The sequence below is a fragment of the Mesorhizobium sp. P3_A10 genome, assembly GCF_056403175.1.
Window position 1 is genome coordinate 79,467 of the sequence record NZ_JBFUFZ010000006.1, and the last position, 13,140, is coordinate 92,606.

The 13,140-nt window shown below is 63.8% G+C and carries 13 protein-coding genes; 5 read left to right on the top strand and 8 right to left on the bottom strand.

Going from position 1 to position 13,140, the window contains the following annotated elements:
* Positions 1-83: 83 nt before the first annotated feature.
* Positions 84-977, top strand: coding sequence for a LysR family transcriptional regulator (locus tag AC1DXU_RS22030; protein ID WP_477372388.1), 894 nt, complete (start codon positions 84-86; stop codon positions 975-977).
* Positions 978-986: 9 nt separating this feature from the next.
* On the opposite strand, the gene AC1DXU_RS22035 is transcribed toward AC1DXU_RS22030, so the two are convergent.
* From AC1DXU_RS22035 to AC1DXU_RS22045, 3 genes are read right to left on the bottom strand one after another with little or no spacing between them, the layout of a single operon-like run.
* On the bottom strand, positions 987-2,027 hold the full coding sequence (locus AC1DXU_RS22035; RefSeq protein ID WP_477372390.1) for a zinc-dependent alcohol dehydrogenase family protein: 1,041 nt from the start codon (positions 2,025-2,027) through the stop codon (positions 987-989).
* Positions 2,028-2,058: 31 nt separating this feature from the next.
* On the bottom strand, positions 2,059-2,709 hold the full coding sequence (gene maiA, locus AC1DXU_RS22040) for a maleylacetoacetate isomerase (RefSeq protein WP_477372392.1): 651 nt from the start codon (positions 2,707-2,709) through the stop codon (positions 2,059-2,061).
* Between the two features lie 3 nt (positions 2,710-2,712).
* Positions 2,713-3,411, bottom strand: a complete 699-nt coding sequence (locus AC1DXU_RS22045; protein WP_477372394.1) for a fumarylacetoacetate hydrolase family protein — start codon at positions 3,409-3,411, stop codon at positions 2,713-2,715.
* 182 nt (positions 3,412-3,593) lie between these two features.
* On the opposite strand from AC1DXU_RS22045, the gene AC1DXU_RS22050 reads away from it, so the two are divergent.
* The gene (locus tag AC1DXU_RS22050) at positions 3,594-4,277 is read left to right on the top strand and encodes a response regulator (RefSeq protein ID WP_477313861.1); all 684 of its coding nucleotides are present in this window, start codon (positions 3,594-3,596) and stop codon (positions 4,275-4,277) included.
* Positions 4,278-4,463: 186 nt separating this feature from the next.
* Here the strand turns inward: AC1DXU_RS22050 and AC1DXU_RS22055 are convergent, their stop codons facing one another.
* Positions 4,464-5,804 carry an ATP-binding response regulator gene (locus tag AC1DXU_RS22055; protein ID WP_477372396.1) on the bottom strand — a complete coding sequence of 447 codons (1,341 nt, stop codon included), beginning with the start codon at positions 5,802-5,804 and terminating at the stop codon, positions 4,464-4,466.
* A gap of 4 nt (positions 5,805-5,808) precedes the next feature.
* Positions 5,809-6,945: an FIST N-terminal domain-containing protein gene (locus AC1DXU_RS22060; RefSeq protein WP_477372900.1), complete on the bottom strand. Its 1,137-nt coding sequence runs from the start codon at positions 6,943-6,945 to the stop codon at positions 5,809-5,811.
* Between the two features lie 311 nt (positions 6,946-7,256).
* Between AC1DXU_RS22060 and AC1DXU_RS22065 the strand changes: the two genes are divergently transcribed.
* From AC1DXU_RS22065 to AC1DXU_RS22075, 3 genes are all read left to right on the top strand, one after another.
* Positions 7,257-7,757 carry a (2Fe-2S)-binding protein gene (locus tag AC1DXU_RS22065; protein ID WP_477372398.1) on the top strand — a complete coding sequence of 167 codons (501 nt, stop codon included), beginning with the start codon at positions 7,257-7,259 and terminating at the stop codon, positions 7,755-7,757.
* A 121-nt stretch (positions 7,758-7,878) separates the two neighbouring features.
* Positions 7,879-10,230, top strand: a complete 2,352-nt coding sequence (locus AC1DXU_RS22070; RefSeq protein WP_477372400.1) for a xanthine dehydrogenase family protein molybdopterin-binding subunit — start codon at positions 7,879-7,881, stop codon at positions 10,228-10,230.
* Positions 10,231-10,242: 12 nt separating this feature from the next.
* On the top strand, positions 10,243-11,040 hold the full coding sequence (locus AC1DXU_RS22075; RefSeq protein ID WP_477372402.1) for an FAD binding domain-containing protein: 798 nt from the start codon (positions 10,243-10,245) through the stop codon (positions 11,038-11,040).
* Positions 11,041-11,108: 68 nt separating this feature from the next.
* Here the strand turns inward: AC1DXU_RS22075 and AC1DXU_RS22080 are convergent, their stop codons facing one another.
* The 3 genes from AC1DXU_RS22080 to AC1DXU_RS22090 all read right to left on the bottom strand — a co-directional run bounded on the left by AC1DXU_RS22080 (position 11,109) and on the right by AC1DXU_RS22090 (position 12,932).
* Positions 11,109-11,594, bottom strand: a complete 486-nt coding sequence (locus AC1DXU_RS22080) for an SRPBCC family protein (protein WP_477372404.1) — start codon at positions 11,592-11,594, stop codon at positions 11,109-11,111.
* A 76-nt stretch (positions 11,595-11,670) separates the two neighbouring features.
* Positions 11,671-12,171: a GNAT family N-acetyltransferase gene (locus AC1DXU_RS22085; RefSeq protein WP_477372406.1), complete on the bottom strand. Its 501-nt coding sequence runs from the start codon at positions 12,169-12,171 to the stop codon at positions 11,671-11,673.
* Complete coding sequence (locus AC1DXU_RS22090) at positions 12,168-12,932, bottom strand: copper homeostasis protein CutC (protein WP_477372408.1); 765 nt, start codon at positions 12,930-12,932, stop codon at positions 12,168-12,170. The genes AC1DXU_RS22085 and AC1DXU_RS22090 overlap by 4 nt, the downstream gene beginning before the upstream one ends.
* Positions 12,933-13,140 lie beyond the last annotated feature (208 nt).

The following is a 13,140-nucleotide window of genomic DNA, read 5'->3' on the forward strand; positions in this document are numbered from 1 at the left end:
GTGATGTGGCGGAACGCGCAGCATTTGCATCTTATCCATGCACGAAACGCCACATCATGCCCGATCTGTGCTAGGGTCGGCTGATGTCATCACCCGATCTCAACCTGCTTGTCGCCCTTGATGTCCTGCTGACCGAAGGCAGCGTGGCGCGCGCCGCCGAGCGCTTGCGGCTCAGCCCCTCGGCGATGAGCCGGACGCTGGCGCGGTTGCGCGAAACAACGGGCGATCCGCTGCTGGTGCGCGCCGGTCGCGGCCTAGTGCCGACGCCGCGCGCGCTGGAATTGCGCCAGCAGGCGGGCCATGTCGTTCAGGATGCGGAAGCGCTGCTGCGCCCGGTCAAGCTGCTTGACCTCTCACGTCTGGACCGGACTTTCACGCTGCGCACCAATGAAAGCTTCGTCGAGGAGTTTGGCCCACGCCTTGTTGCCCGCATCGAAGCGGACGCACCTCATGTCCGGCTGCGTTTCGCCCCCAAGTCCGACAAGGACGTCACATCGCTGCGCGAAGCGGCGGTCGATCTGGAGATCGGGGTTGCCGGCGAGACCGGACCGGAGGTGCGTATCCAAGCGCTGTTTCGCGACCGCTTCGTCGGCGCCGTACGAACAGGCCATCCGCTGAGTGAAGGCATTGTGACAGCGGAGCGCTATGCCGCCGGCCGCCACATCAATGTTTCGCGGCGCGGCCGCGAAAGGGGGCCGATCGATGAGGCCTTGAGCCGGCTCGGACTGCAGCGGACAGTCGTGTGCATGGTTTCCAGCTTCTCGGCCACGCTCGCCATGGCGCGCGCATCCGACCTGATCGCCAGCGTCCCCGAGCGGCACACGGAAGGGGCACGCGCGGGAATGTACAGCTTTGCGCTGCCTGTGATGACGCCGGAGGTCACCATTTCCATGCTCTGGCATCCGCGCCTCGATGCCGATCCGGCGCAACGCTGGCTGCGCGACTGCGTGCGGGAGATCTGTGCATCTTCCCGCTGAAGGGTGGCGCTAGAACTTCGTCACCACGCCGATGCCGATGCCCTCGAAACCGCCCATCGCCATCAAGGCGGCGGGCGCTTCGTCGAGGCTGATCTTCTTGCCGACCAGCAATTCCGGCTTCAGCTTGCCAGAGCGGATCATCTCCATCATCGCGGGATAGCGGTAGGCCTGCATGCCGTGGCTGCCGAGGATTTCGAGCTCGAAGGCGATCACCTTGTCCATCGGCACCTGCGGGCGGGCGTGTTCGCCCAGCATAAGGCCGACCTGCACATGGCGGCCGCGCCGGCGCAAATTGGCGATCGAGTTGAACGAGGTGGAGGGGTGGCCGAGCGCATCCATCGACATATGCGCGCCGCCATTGGTGATCTGCTTGACCGCCTTGACCACATTCGGCGTCGTTGCCGCATTGATCGTCGCCACCGCGCCGATCTTCCTGGCGAAATCCAGTTTTTCGTCGGTGAGGTCGATGGCGATGACATTGGCGCCCATGGCGCTGGCGATCATGATGGCCGACAGGCCGACGCCGCCGCAGCCATGCACGGCCACCCATTCACCGGGTTTCACCCGGCCCTGGTCGACAATGGCGCGAAACGAGGTTACGAAGCGGCAGCCAAGGCTGGCGGCGGTCGCGAATTCCATCTCGTCGGGCAAGCGCACCAGATTGGTGTCGGCATGGTCGATGGCGACATATTCGGCGAACGAGCCCCAGCTGTTGAAACCGGGCTGCGACTGGTGTTCGCAGACCTGATGGTTGCCCGAAGTGCATTCGAAGCAGCGGCCGCAGCCGACCGCGAACGGCACGGTGACGCGCTCGCCGGCCTTCCAGCGGGTGACCCGCTTGCCGACCGCAACCACGACGCCCGCCAGTTCATGGCCCGGCACATGCGGCAGGTGTACGTCCGGGTCATGGCCCATCCAGCCATGCCAATCGCTGCGGCAAAGCCCGGTCGCCTCGACCTTGATGACGACACCTTCCGGCGCCGGCTTCGGATCGGCAACGGTCTGGATCGTCGGCGCCTCGCCGAACTTTTCGAAGACGACGGCTTTCATTGGCAATTCCTCATGCTTTTATCCCAATCGCCTATTCGGCATCGATCTGGTTTTCCGGCGCTGCCTTTTGGAACGCCGGCAGCGCCATGCAGGCGGCGTGGATGCGGGCAATCACCGGGTAGGGCGTCATGTCGACGCCGAAGCGGGCATTGTTGGTAACCTGCGCGACCAGGCAGATGTCGGCCAGCCCCGGCGTATCGCCATGGCAGAATGTCTTGGTCTGCGGCGATGAAGCCAGAATCTTTTCAAGCGGCTGGAAACCTTCGTTCACCCAGTGCCGGAACCAGTTGACGACATCCTGGTCGCCGGCGCCGAACAGGTTGCGCAGCGAGGTGAGCACACGCAGATTGTTCACCGGATGGATGTCGCAGGCGATCATCTGCGCCAGCATTCTCGCGCGGGCTCGCCCAGGCGCATCCGCAGGCAGCAATGGCGGTTCGGGCACGGTCTCGTCCAGATATTCGATGATCGCCAGCGACTGCGTCAAAAGCGTGCCGTCGCCCAGGATCAAGGCCGGCACCAGACCTTGCGGATTGACCGAGAGATAGGCGGGCTCCAGGTGCTCGCCATGACGCAGATGATGCGGCACGTAGTCATAGGTCAGGCCCTTCATCGCCAGCGCGATCCGCACGCGGTAGGAGGTGGAGGAGCGGTAGTAGTTGTGGAGGATGAGGTCGCTCATCGGTCAGGATCCAGGCTGGCCAATGGTCAGTTCGATTTCGCCGATGCCATCGACGCCGCCGGTGATCGTCTGCCCCGGTCCGACCGCGCCGACGCCGGCAGGGGTGCCGGTAAAGATCAGGTCGCCGGGCTTGAGTTCCACCGCCTCGCTGCAGATCGAGACAATGTCTGATATCGGCCAGATCTGCTCGGCGAGGTCGCCGTCCTGTCTCACCTTGCGGTCGACGGCAAGCCAGATGCGGCCCTTTTCAGGATGCCCGGACTTCGATGCTGGAACCAGCGGACCGCAAGGCGCGGACCGGTCGAAGGCTTTCGACCAGTCCCATGGCCGCGCCGCCTTCTTGGCCTCATCTTGCAGGTCGCGGCGCGTGAGGTCGACGCCGACTGCATAACCCCAGACATGGTCCAGCGCCCGGTCGCGCGCAATGCGGAAGCCGGCCTTGCCGATTGCCACGACCAGTTCGATCTCATGGTGCAGGTTTTCAGTCAGCGGCGGGTAGGGGATCGTGGTGCCGGAATCGACCACCGCGTCGCCCGGCTTGGTGAAGAAGAAGGGCGGGTCGCGCTCGTCATTGCCGAGTTCGCGGGCATGCGCCGCATAGTTGCGGCCGACACAGAAGATGCGGCGCACGGCAAAACGCTCGGCCGAACCGGCGACGGCCACTGAAGGTGTTGCGGGCAAGGGAAGGACGTAGGCTGTCATGCACTGTCTCTGCTCGGAGTTTGCGCCGGCACATTCGACCGATTTGGACGGCCGGGCAAGGCATGGTGGTTCAGAAAGCGGGACCATCGCCGGTTGGCAAAAGTTGGCGATAGACTATTTGCCAATAAGCTGACCATGGTCGCGGGTCTATTGTCGGCCAGGGAGAAAGCAAAACGAACGCCATGACCGCAGTCCACGATCGCGCCCGGTTTCTGATCATCGACGACCATCCGCTGTTTCGCGAGGCGCTGCACAGCGCCGTGCAGATGGCCTATCCCGAAGTCGACACGGTGGAGGCGCGCTCGATCACCGAGGCGCTCGACCTTCTGGCTGACGCCAAGCCGTTCGATCTGGCGCTGCTCGACCTCAGCATGCCTGACGTGCATGGCTTCGACGGCCTGCTGCAATTGAGAACCCGCTATCCGCGGCTGCCGGTGGTCATCGTTTCGGGCCACGAAGAGCCGAAAATCATTTCCGAGGCGCTGTCCTACGGTGCGGCCGGCTTCATCCCGAAATCGGCGCGCAAGAGCGATCTCGCGGCCGCCATCCGCTCGGTGATGGAGGGCGCCATCTATGTGCCGGAAACCTATGAGGGCCAGCCGCCGGACGCCGACAGCACCGACCGCGCCGACATGGTGCAGCGCCTGGCCAAGCTGACGCCGCAGCAACTGAGGGTGCTGCAGATGCTGCGCCAGGGCCTGCTCAACAAGCAGATCGCCTATGAGCTGCAGGTCGGCGAGACGACGGTCAAGGCGCATGTCTCGGAGATATTGCGCAAACTCAACGTGTATAGCCGCACGCAAGCGGTGATCGAGGTGTCGAAACTGGACAATGCGGAGTTGTTTCGGGATCAGGCTGGGTTTTGAGCCTTTACCCTCCCCCTTGTGGGGAGGATCGATCCGCGCAGCGGAGCGGGGTGGGGGAGCTTGGCGCCGCACCCACCCCGGCGCTCCGCGCCGACCCTCCCCATCAAGGGGAGGGTATGGAGCTAAGCCAGCAAATGCGCCAGCAACGCCCGCAGTTGCGCCGGCTTCAGCGGCTTGCGCATCAGTTCAAGCCAGCAAATGCGCCAGCAACGCCCGCAGTTGCGCCGGCTTCAGCGGCTTGCGCATCAGCTCGATGCCGGCCGCGCGGGCGGCTTTGGCGACGGCTTCGGAACTGTCGGCGGTGACGATCAGCGCCGGCACGGCGCGGCCGAGATAGTCGCGGACCTCGGCGATGGTGATCGTGCCGAGGTCGCCGCCGTCGAGATGCTGGTCGGCGATGATGATGTCGGGCACCCAGTCGGTGTCGCCAAGCAGGCCGAGCGCATCGTCGGTCGAGGTGGCGGCGCGCACCAGGCATTGCCAGCGCTCGAGCAGAAACGTCATGGCCTGCAGCACGTCGGCGTCGTTCTCGATCAGCAGCACCTTGGTGCCGAACAGGCCGTAGCCGCGCGGCCGCTCCATGTCGGCGGCGCTGGCGATGGCGTCGGCCGTCGCCCCTATGCCGACCGGAACGTCGATGTGGAAAATCGTGCCGCGTCCGACTTTTGACGAAAACGTCACGGGATGGCCGAGCGCGGCAGCCATGCGCCGAACAATGGCCAGGCCCAGCCCCAGCCCGCCGCCGGCAAACCCGGCATCGGCCGGCATGGTGCCGCGCTGGAACTCCTCGAACACCGTCTCGCGCTGGTCGTCAGGGATGCCGCAGCCGGTGTCGGCGACGTCGATGCGGATGATGTCGCCGCGATGCCTGGTGCCGATAAGGACGCCGCCGGAGCGGGTATAGTGCAGCGCGTTGGAAAGGATGTTCTGCAGGATGCGGCGCAGCAAGGTGCGGTCGGAACGCACGACGGTGCTGACCGGGCGGAACTTCAGCGTCAGCCCCTTCATTTTGGCAACCGGCAGGAAATCCGAACGCAGCGACGAAAACAGCGTCTCCAGATTGACGTCGCCAATGTCGGGCAGCACCACGCCGGCATCGAGCTTGGAAATGTCAAGCAGCGTGCGCAGCAAGTCCTCCATAGTCTCCAGCGACCGCTCGACCTGGCGGACCAGCTTCCTGCCTTCGTCGCTGGTCTGCACCTCGGCCAGCGCCGAGACGGACAAATGCGCTGCGTTCAGCGGCTGCAGCACGTCGTGGCTGGCCGCCGCCAGGAACCTGGTCTTGGAGAGGTTCGCCAGCTCGGCGTTTTCCTTGGCGGCGCTGAGGTCGATGTTGGACTGTTCGAGCCGGCGCAGGGTCGAATGCAGTTCGTCGGTGCGCGTGCGCACTCGATTCTCAAGCGAAATCGCGGTCTGAAACAGCGAGAAGGCGTTGCCCTGCTGGTCCATCGAGCGCTCGACCCGGCTGACCAGGGCCGCATTGATCTTCTTCAGCTTCTCCAGGTCGTTGATGTCCCTGAGCGGCATGGGCCTATTCCGCCGCCTGACGTTCGCCGAAGGCAATGCCGGTAAAGGTCTGGTTCAGATGCATCGACCGGTATTGTTCGCCATAGGTGCCGAAGCCGATGACATTGTTGACCCGGTAGAGCTCCGAAATGTCGCGAAATACCTGCCGGTTGCGGGCGTCGAGCCGGCGCAGCACGCAGTCGAAACCGAGGATCATGTCGATGCCGCCCAGCCGCTGCTCGACGTCCCTCAGCGCAGCGCGCGTCGATTCCACCATGTCTTTCGGCTGAGCGATGGACAGAACCACGCCATCGTCGATGGCGCAGAAGAATGACAGCGAACCGTCCGGGTGCATCTTCTGGATCGAGCGGCAGTAATATTCGCCGCCCACCTTCACCACCACCGGATGCGAGGCGAAACTCAGCGGCGTCAGCGTCTGCGGCATGATGCCGACCGAGGCGGCATATTCCTCGGCGGCATTGATGGCATTGAACTCGCGCACGATGCGGTGATCGGGGTCGGACGCCGTCACCACCAGTTTTTCGTCGGTGGGAATGAAATTGTCAGTCTTGAAGACGTGGAAAGGAATTTCCGTCGATATCAGCACGATGATGGCGCTGTCGGAAGCGACCTTGCCGTTCGAGATCAGCCGCGTCGTTTCGAACTTCAGATCATCGCCCGCCGATCCGCCGAGCAGCGGAATGTCGTCGAGCCCCCAATGGATGGCCGAGGTCACCGCTTCCTCGGCATAGGACAGGCCGTCGATAAAACAGAGCGCAAACGTGCTCTTGGCCGGTTCGTGCGCGACGCGGCCACGCAGCAGGCGCCGTAGCGCCCCGACTTCGCCGGTGATCCTGTCCATCCCCGACGAGGAGAGATTGTCGACCATGGTGCTGGCCACCGCAAACGCGGAGGAGGGGAGCAGCAAGGCAAGGATATGGCCTTCCTCCAGGCCTTGCGGGGTGATTTCGCCGGCGGTCGAGCAGCCGGCATAGGCAAGCGCCGGCGCGTGCGCCTTCAGCGCTTCCGACAAGGCCGTTGCATCGACGAGGCTCTGGGAGAAAAAGATGAGCGCGAAGCCGGCGTCGATGAGTAAAGCTTCGGCTGATATCGCCCGGGCAAAAGCATCTGCATCGGGCTCGTCCGTGGTGAGCGCCGACAGGCCGGATGCGTAGCTCCTGCGTGAACTGGCCAGCGGCTTCCTCCTGCGGTTCCCTCCGACGCTTTTTTGTGCGCATCGGGCGCGCGGGCGTCGAAAGGGATTGTTGTCTTCAAGCGAGACTTTGGCAATGGGCCAAGCCCATCCTGCGTGACCGAAAGTACAATATGCGGAATTTCGGACGAACTGCATGCTCGCAACCTCGGAATTCGTAGCATTTTTCCCGCGCGTTATGCGGTATGGCAATAGCGAAAGCCGGTGCGCCCAGGCAGCACCGGCGGCCAAACGACCAAGGTAGTACCCAGGGAGGTTTCATGTCTGAAATATCGTTGACGGTGAACGGGAAGCGGATCAGCGCCGCCGCTGAGGGCCGTACGCTTCTGGTGCATTTCCTGAGAGAGAATCTCGGCCTCACCGGCACCCATGTCGGCTGCGACACCTCGCAGTGCGGCGCTTGCGTCGTGCATGTCGACGGCAAGGCGGTGAAGTCCTGCTCGATGCTCGCCGTGCAAGCCTCCGGCTCGAGCATCGTCACCATCGAAGGGTTGGCCAACGGCGCCGACCTGCATCCGGTGCAGGCGGCGTTCAAGGAGCATCACGGCCTGCAATGCGGTTTCTGCACGCCAGGCATGATCATGACGGCGACCGATATGATCAATCGCCATCCAGAAGGCCTCGACGAGGCGACGGTACGCGCCGAGCTGGAAGGCAACATCTGCCGCTGCACTGGCTACCACAACATCGTGAAGGCGATCCTCGCGGCATCGAAGACGATGTCCAAGGTGTCGAAAGGCAAAGCGAAACAAGCTGCGTGAGGGATGAAGCGAGTAGCGAATAGTGAGTAGCGAGCAGTCGGCTTTCTCTGACCAAACTCCAACTCACCACCATTCACCTACTCGCCACTCACTACTCGCTATTCTGGGAGGAATTTCTGCGATGGGCATTGAAGGTATTGGCGCTCGGGTCGTGCGCAAGGAAGACAAAAGGTTCATCACCGGCGCCGGCCGTTATGTCGACGATATGGTGGTTCCCGGCATGAAGCATGCGGCCTTCGTGCGCAGTCCGCACGCGCATGCGCACATCAAGAAGATCGACGTCAAAAAGGCTCAAGGCATGCCCGGCGTGATCGGTGTCCTGACCGGCAAGGAGCTCAAGGCCGACGGCATCGGCAATCTCATTTGCGGTTGGATGATCCACTCCAAGGACGGCTCGCCGATGAAGATGGGCGCATGGTCGCCGCTGGCCTTCGACAAAGTCCGCTATGTCGGTGACGCGATCGTCATCGTGGTGGCGGAAACCAAAGGCCAGGCGCGCGACGCCGCCGAGGCTGTCGAGATCACCTACAAGGAATTGAAGGCGGTCGTCGATGCCTCCAAGGCGATGGACAAGGGCGCGCCGCAGATCCATCCGGAAGCCGACAACAATTTGATCTTCGACTGGGACATCGGCAATGCCGACGACACCGCGGCCGCCTTCAAGAAGGCCGCCCATGTCGTCAAGATGGACATCATCAACAACCGGCTGGTTCCCAACGCCATGGAGCCGCGCGCCGCGCTTGGCCACTACGACAAGGCTGAGGATCACTACACCTGCTGGACGACGTCGCAGAACCCGCATGTCGCGCGGCTGGTGATGAGCGCCTTCTACAATGTCGCACCGGAAAACAAGCTGCGCGTCATCGCACCCGATGTCGGTGGTGGATTTGGCTCGAAAATCTACATCTACCCCGAAGAGATCGTCTGCCTGTGGGCCTCGAAGAAGACCGGCGTGCCGGTCAAATGGGTGGCCGACCGCACCGAGAGTTTCCTCACCGATGCACATGGCCGCGACCATCACACCCACGCCGAAATGGCTTTCGACAAGGACCACAAGATCCTCGGCCTCAAGGTCGAAACGAAAGCCAATCTCGGCGCCTACATGTCACTCTTCTCGTCGGCGACGCCGACCTATCTCTATGCGACGCTGCTTTCGGGCCAGTACAACATCCCGGCGATCCACGCCAATGTGAAGGCGATCTACACCAACACAGCCCCTGTCGATGCCTATCGCGGGGCAGGGCGGCCGGAGGCGACCTTCGTCATGGAACGGCTGATGGAGACGGCGGCGCGGCAGTTCGGTGTTTCGCCGGCAGAACTGCGCCGCAAGAATTTCATCACTGCGTTCCCGCACCAGACGCCGGTCATCATGTGCTATGACGCAGGCGACTATGCCGCCTCGCTCGACGCGGCGATGAAGGCTTCCGACTATGCCGGCTTTGCCAAGCGCAAGGCCGCGGCGGCCAAGAAGGGGCTGCTGCGCGGCATCGGCATGAGCTGCTACATCGAGGCTTGCGGCATCGCGCCGTCGGCGGCGGTGGGTTCGCTCGGCGCCGGTGTCGGCCTGTGGGAATCAGCCGAAGTGCGCGTCAACGCCGTCGGCACGATCGAGGTGCTGACTGGCTCGCACAGCCATGGCCAAGGCCATGAGACGACCTTCGCGCAGCTGGTCAATGAGCGCTTCGGCGTGCCGCTCGACAGTGTCTCGATCGTCCATGGCGACACCGACAAGGTGCAGATGGGCATGGGCACCTATGGTTCGCGCTCGGGCGCCGTCGGCATGTCGGCCATCGTCAAGGCGCTCGACAAGGTCGAGGCCAAGGCCAAGAAGATCGCCGCCCATCTGCTCGAGGCCGACGAGGGCGACATCGTCATCGAGAACGGCGCGCTGAAGGTCGCGGGCACCGACAAGACCGTGCCGTGGTTCCAGATGGCGCTGGCAGCCTACACCGCTCACAATCTGCCGGGCGGCATGGAGCCCGGTTTGAAAGAGACGGCGTTCTACGATCCGTCGAACTTCACCTTCCCGGCCGGCTGCTACATCTGCGAGGTCGAGGTCGATCCGGAAACCGGCACGACCGAGATCATCCAGTTCGTTGCCGCCGATGATTTCGGCAACATCATCAATCCGATGATCGTCGAAGGCCAGGTGCATGGCGGCATCGCGCAAGGGGTTGGCCAGGCCTTGCTGGAAGGCGCCCACTACGACGCCAGCGGGCAACTGCTAACGGCGAGTTATATGGACTATACGATGCCTCGCGCGGGCGACCTGCCGTCGTTCAAGGTCTCGACCTCGAACACGCCATGCCCCGGCAATCCGCTCGGCATCAAGGGTTGCGGCGAGGCCGGCGCTATCGGTTCGCCACCGGCAGTGATCAACGCCATCACCGATGCCATCGGCACCAACGACCTTGCCATGCCGGCATCGCCGTCCACGGTCTGGGCTGCGATCCGCACGACGACGAAACACTGAGGAGGAACAAGCATGTATTCGGTCAACTACCACCGGGCCGCCTCGGTCTCTGAAGCCGCCAAGCTGGTCAAGACGGGCGACGCCAAGCTGTTGTCGGGCGGCATGACGCTGATCCCGGCGATGAAGACACGGCTTGCCGCCCCCTCCGATCTCGTCGACCTGTCGCGGATCAAGGAACTGCAAGGCGTCAAGGTGTCGGGCAAGACGGTCACTATCGGTGCCGCCACCACGCACTTCGATGTCGCCAACGACGAGAAGCTCAGGAAAGCTTGTCCGGCGCTCGCCCATATGGCGTCGCTGATCGGCGATCCGGCGGTGCGCCACAAGGGCACCATCGGCGGCTCGATCGCCAACAACGACCCGGCGGCCGACTATCCGGCAGCACTCTTGGCGCTGGGCGCCACCATCGTCACCAACAAGCGCGAGATATCAGCCGACAAATTCTTCAAGGGCCTGTTCGAGACGGCGCTGAAGGAGGGCGAGATCGTCACCGCGGTGAGCTTTACCGCGCCGGCGAAGGCGGCATACGAAAAGTTCCGCAATCCGGCGTCGCGCTACGCGATCGTCGGCGTGTTCGTGGCCAAGGGCAAGGATGGGGTCAGCGTTGCCGTCACCGGCGCCGGCGATGACGGCGTCTTCCGCTCGAAGGAGATCGAGGCAGCGCTGGCCAAGAATTTCGCGGCTTCGGCGCTGGAAGGCGTGAAGGTCTCGGCGAAGAATCTGATGACCGACATCCACGCCTCGGCCGACTATCGCGCCAATCTGATCGCGGTGATGGCCAGGCGTGCGGTGGCTGCCGCCACCGTCTGATTGCCTGCGATCCTGAGAATAGAAAGGGGCCTTCGCGGCCCCTTTTTCGTGGCGTCGCGCCCCCGGTGCTACACGGCCTTGCCTTTGCGCCAAGCCAGATAGCGGCGCAGGCCAGCTTCGCCGCGCGGTGTCGTCCAGCGGTGGTTCCAGGCAAAGGCAGGCCGCAGCAGCGGCGCCAGGAATTTCAGGATCGGCCTTTCAACCGTGACCTGCCAGGTCAGCTTGACATGGGTGCCAGCACCCGACGGCGACAGTTCCGCCCGCCACAGCCCGTCGAAGTCACCGATCGTCTTGACCCCCACAAGTTTGCCGGGATCCATTTCGACCGCCTCGACGATAAAATTCAATTCGTAGGGCAGGGCGCCGCGCGCTCGGGCCCTGGCTCTTGAGCCGACGACGCCCTTGCCCTTCTTGTCGAGGGGCGCGACCTCTTTGTAGACATCGCCCCACCAGAGCGGCAGCAATTCGGCGTCGGACAGCACGTCCCAAACCTCTTGCGGCGTTGCTTCGGGAATGTCCCAGTTCTCGTCGAAGCGGAAGACGTTGCTCGGCATGGCGTTTCGCCCTGGCTGGCGGAAAAGCTCATTTTAGCCATGGCTTCTTTGCGTGACCAGTGCTGTCGCCGCCGGTTCAGGCAGGGATCTGCCTGACATAGTAGCGAACCGCCTTCTTGCCGCCGTGGATCACCGCGTCGCCGACCTCGACAAAGCCGAGCGCGGCGTGAAACGCATCCGAGGCTGGGTTGGGCGGCTCGGCATTGACCTCGCACGTGACGATGATGTGGCCGGCACGCGACACGTGGTCGAACAGATCCTCATACAGCCGGCGGGCATGGCCGCGGCCGCGCGCCGCCCCGGCGACGACGACCCGGTCGACATAGACGAAGCGCTGGTAGCGCTCGCGGAACCAGAGGAAGTTCGGGCTGTCGTAGTTTGCATCCTGGTCGAAGGTCATGATGAAGGCTTCGAGCGCCCCGATGCGGCGGGCGTAAAACGCTTGACCGAGCAGAAAGGACAGCCGCTCGGGCTCGAGCCATGACAGTTCGGCCGCATGCTCGTTGTTGAGCGCGAGGATGGCAGGTTCGTCTTCTGCCGAGACGCGGCTGATGATCGGAGCGGGGGCGGCTGTCATGCCCTCACTGCCGCGATCGTCGCCGCCACCAGCGCCTGGTCGGTGACCGTGGTGCGGTATTCGCGGTCGAGGTCGGTGCCGCCCATGCCGACATCGGGGTTGCGGTAGACCATCGCGCTCGGCACGTCCGTGAGCGCGGCGAAATGCATCTCCGTCAGCCCGGTTCTTCCCAGCACTTCGGCGATGTTTTCGGGGTCAAGCGCGCCGCAGCCGAGGATGATGATGCGGTTGCTTGCCTGGCGGACCAGGTCCGCCAGCAGGGCCGCCCCTTCCAGCGCGGTGTCGCGCTGGCCGCTGGTCAGCACGCGGCCGACCTTGCAGCGGATCAGCGCTTCAAGCGCCTCGGCCGGGTCGCGCGTCATGTCGAAGGCGCGGTGGCAGGTGACGTTCAAAGGGCCGGCCGCCCGCACCAGTTCGCTCATGCGCTCTTCGTCGATGCTGCCGTCGGCGTTCAGGCAGCCGACGACGACGCCGGCCACGCCGAGATCTCTGAGTGCGCTGACATCGGCGAGCATCGAACGATATTCTGCCTCGCCATAGAGAAAATCGCCGCCGCGCGGCCGCACGATGACATGGAAGGGAATGGTCGCGCGCTCGAGTGCTGCGCGCACCGTGCCGAGGCTTGGCGTGATGCCGCCTTCGACGAGGCTGGCGCAGAGTTCGACGCGGTCGGCGCCGGCGGCTTGCGCGGCCAGCAGACCATCGATGCCTTCGACGCAGATTTCGATCAGCGGCAAGCACGCGTTGTTGTTGGGGGTCACAGGGGCCAATCCATTGCTGATTCCAGTCGCGCAAGCGGTAGCATCGGGCCGATAGCTGCGAAAGCCGATATTGGGGCTGAATATCTCCCCGCCCGACGAGCCTTGCCTTTGACAGTCCCTGTTTTTGACACTGGCGCCATCAGCACCAGATGGTAGGCAACGACGACGTCTTTTCGCCATTGTGGACTTTCAACGACTCGCTCAAGCT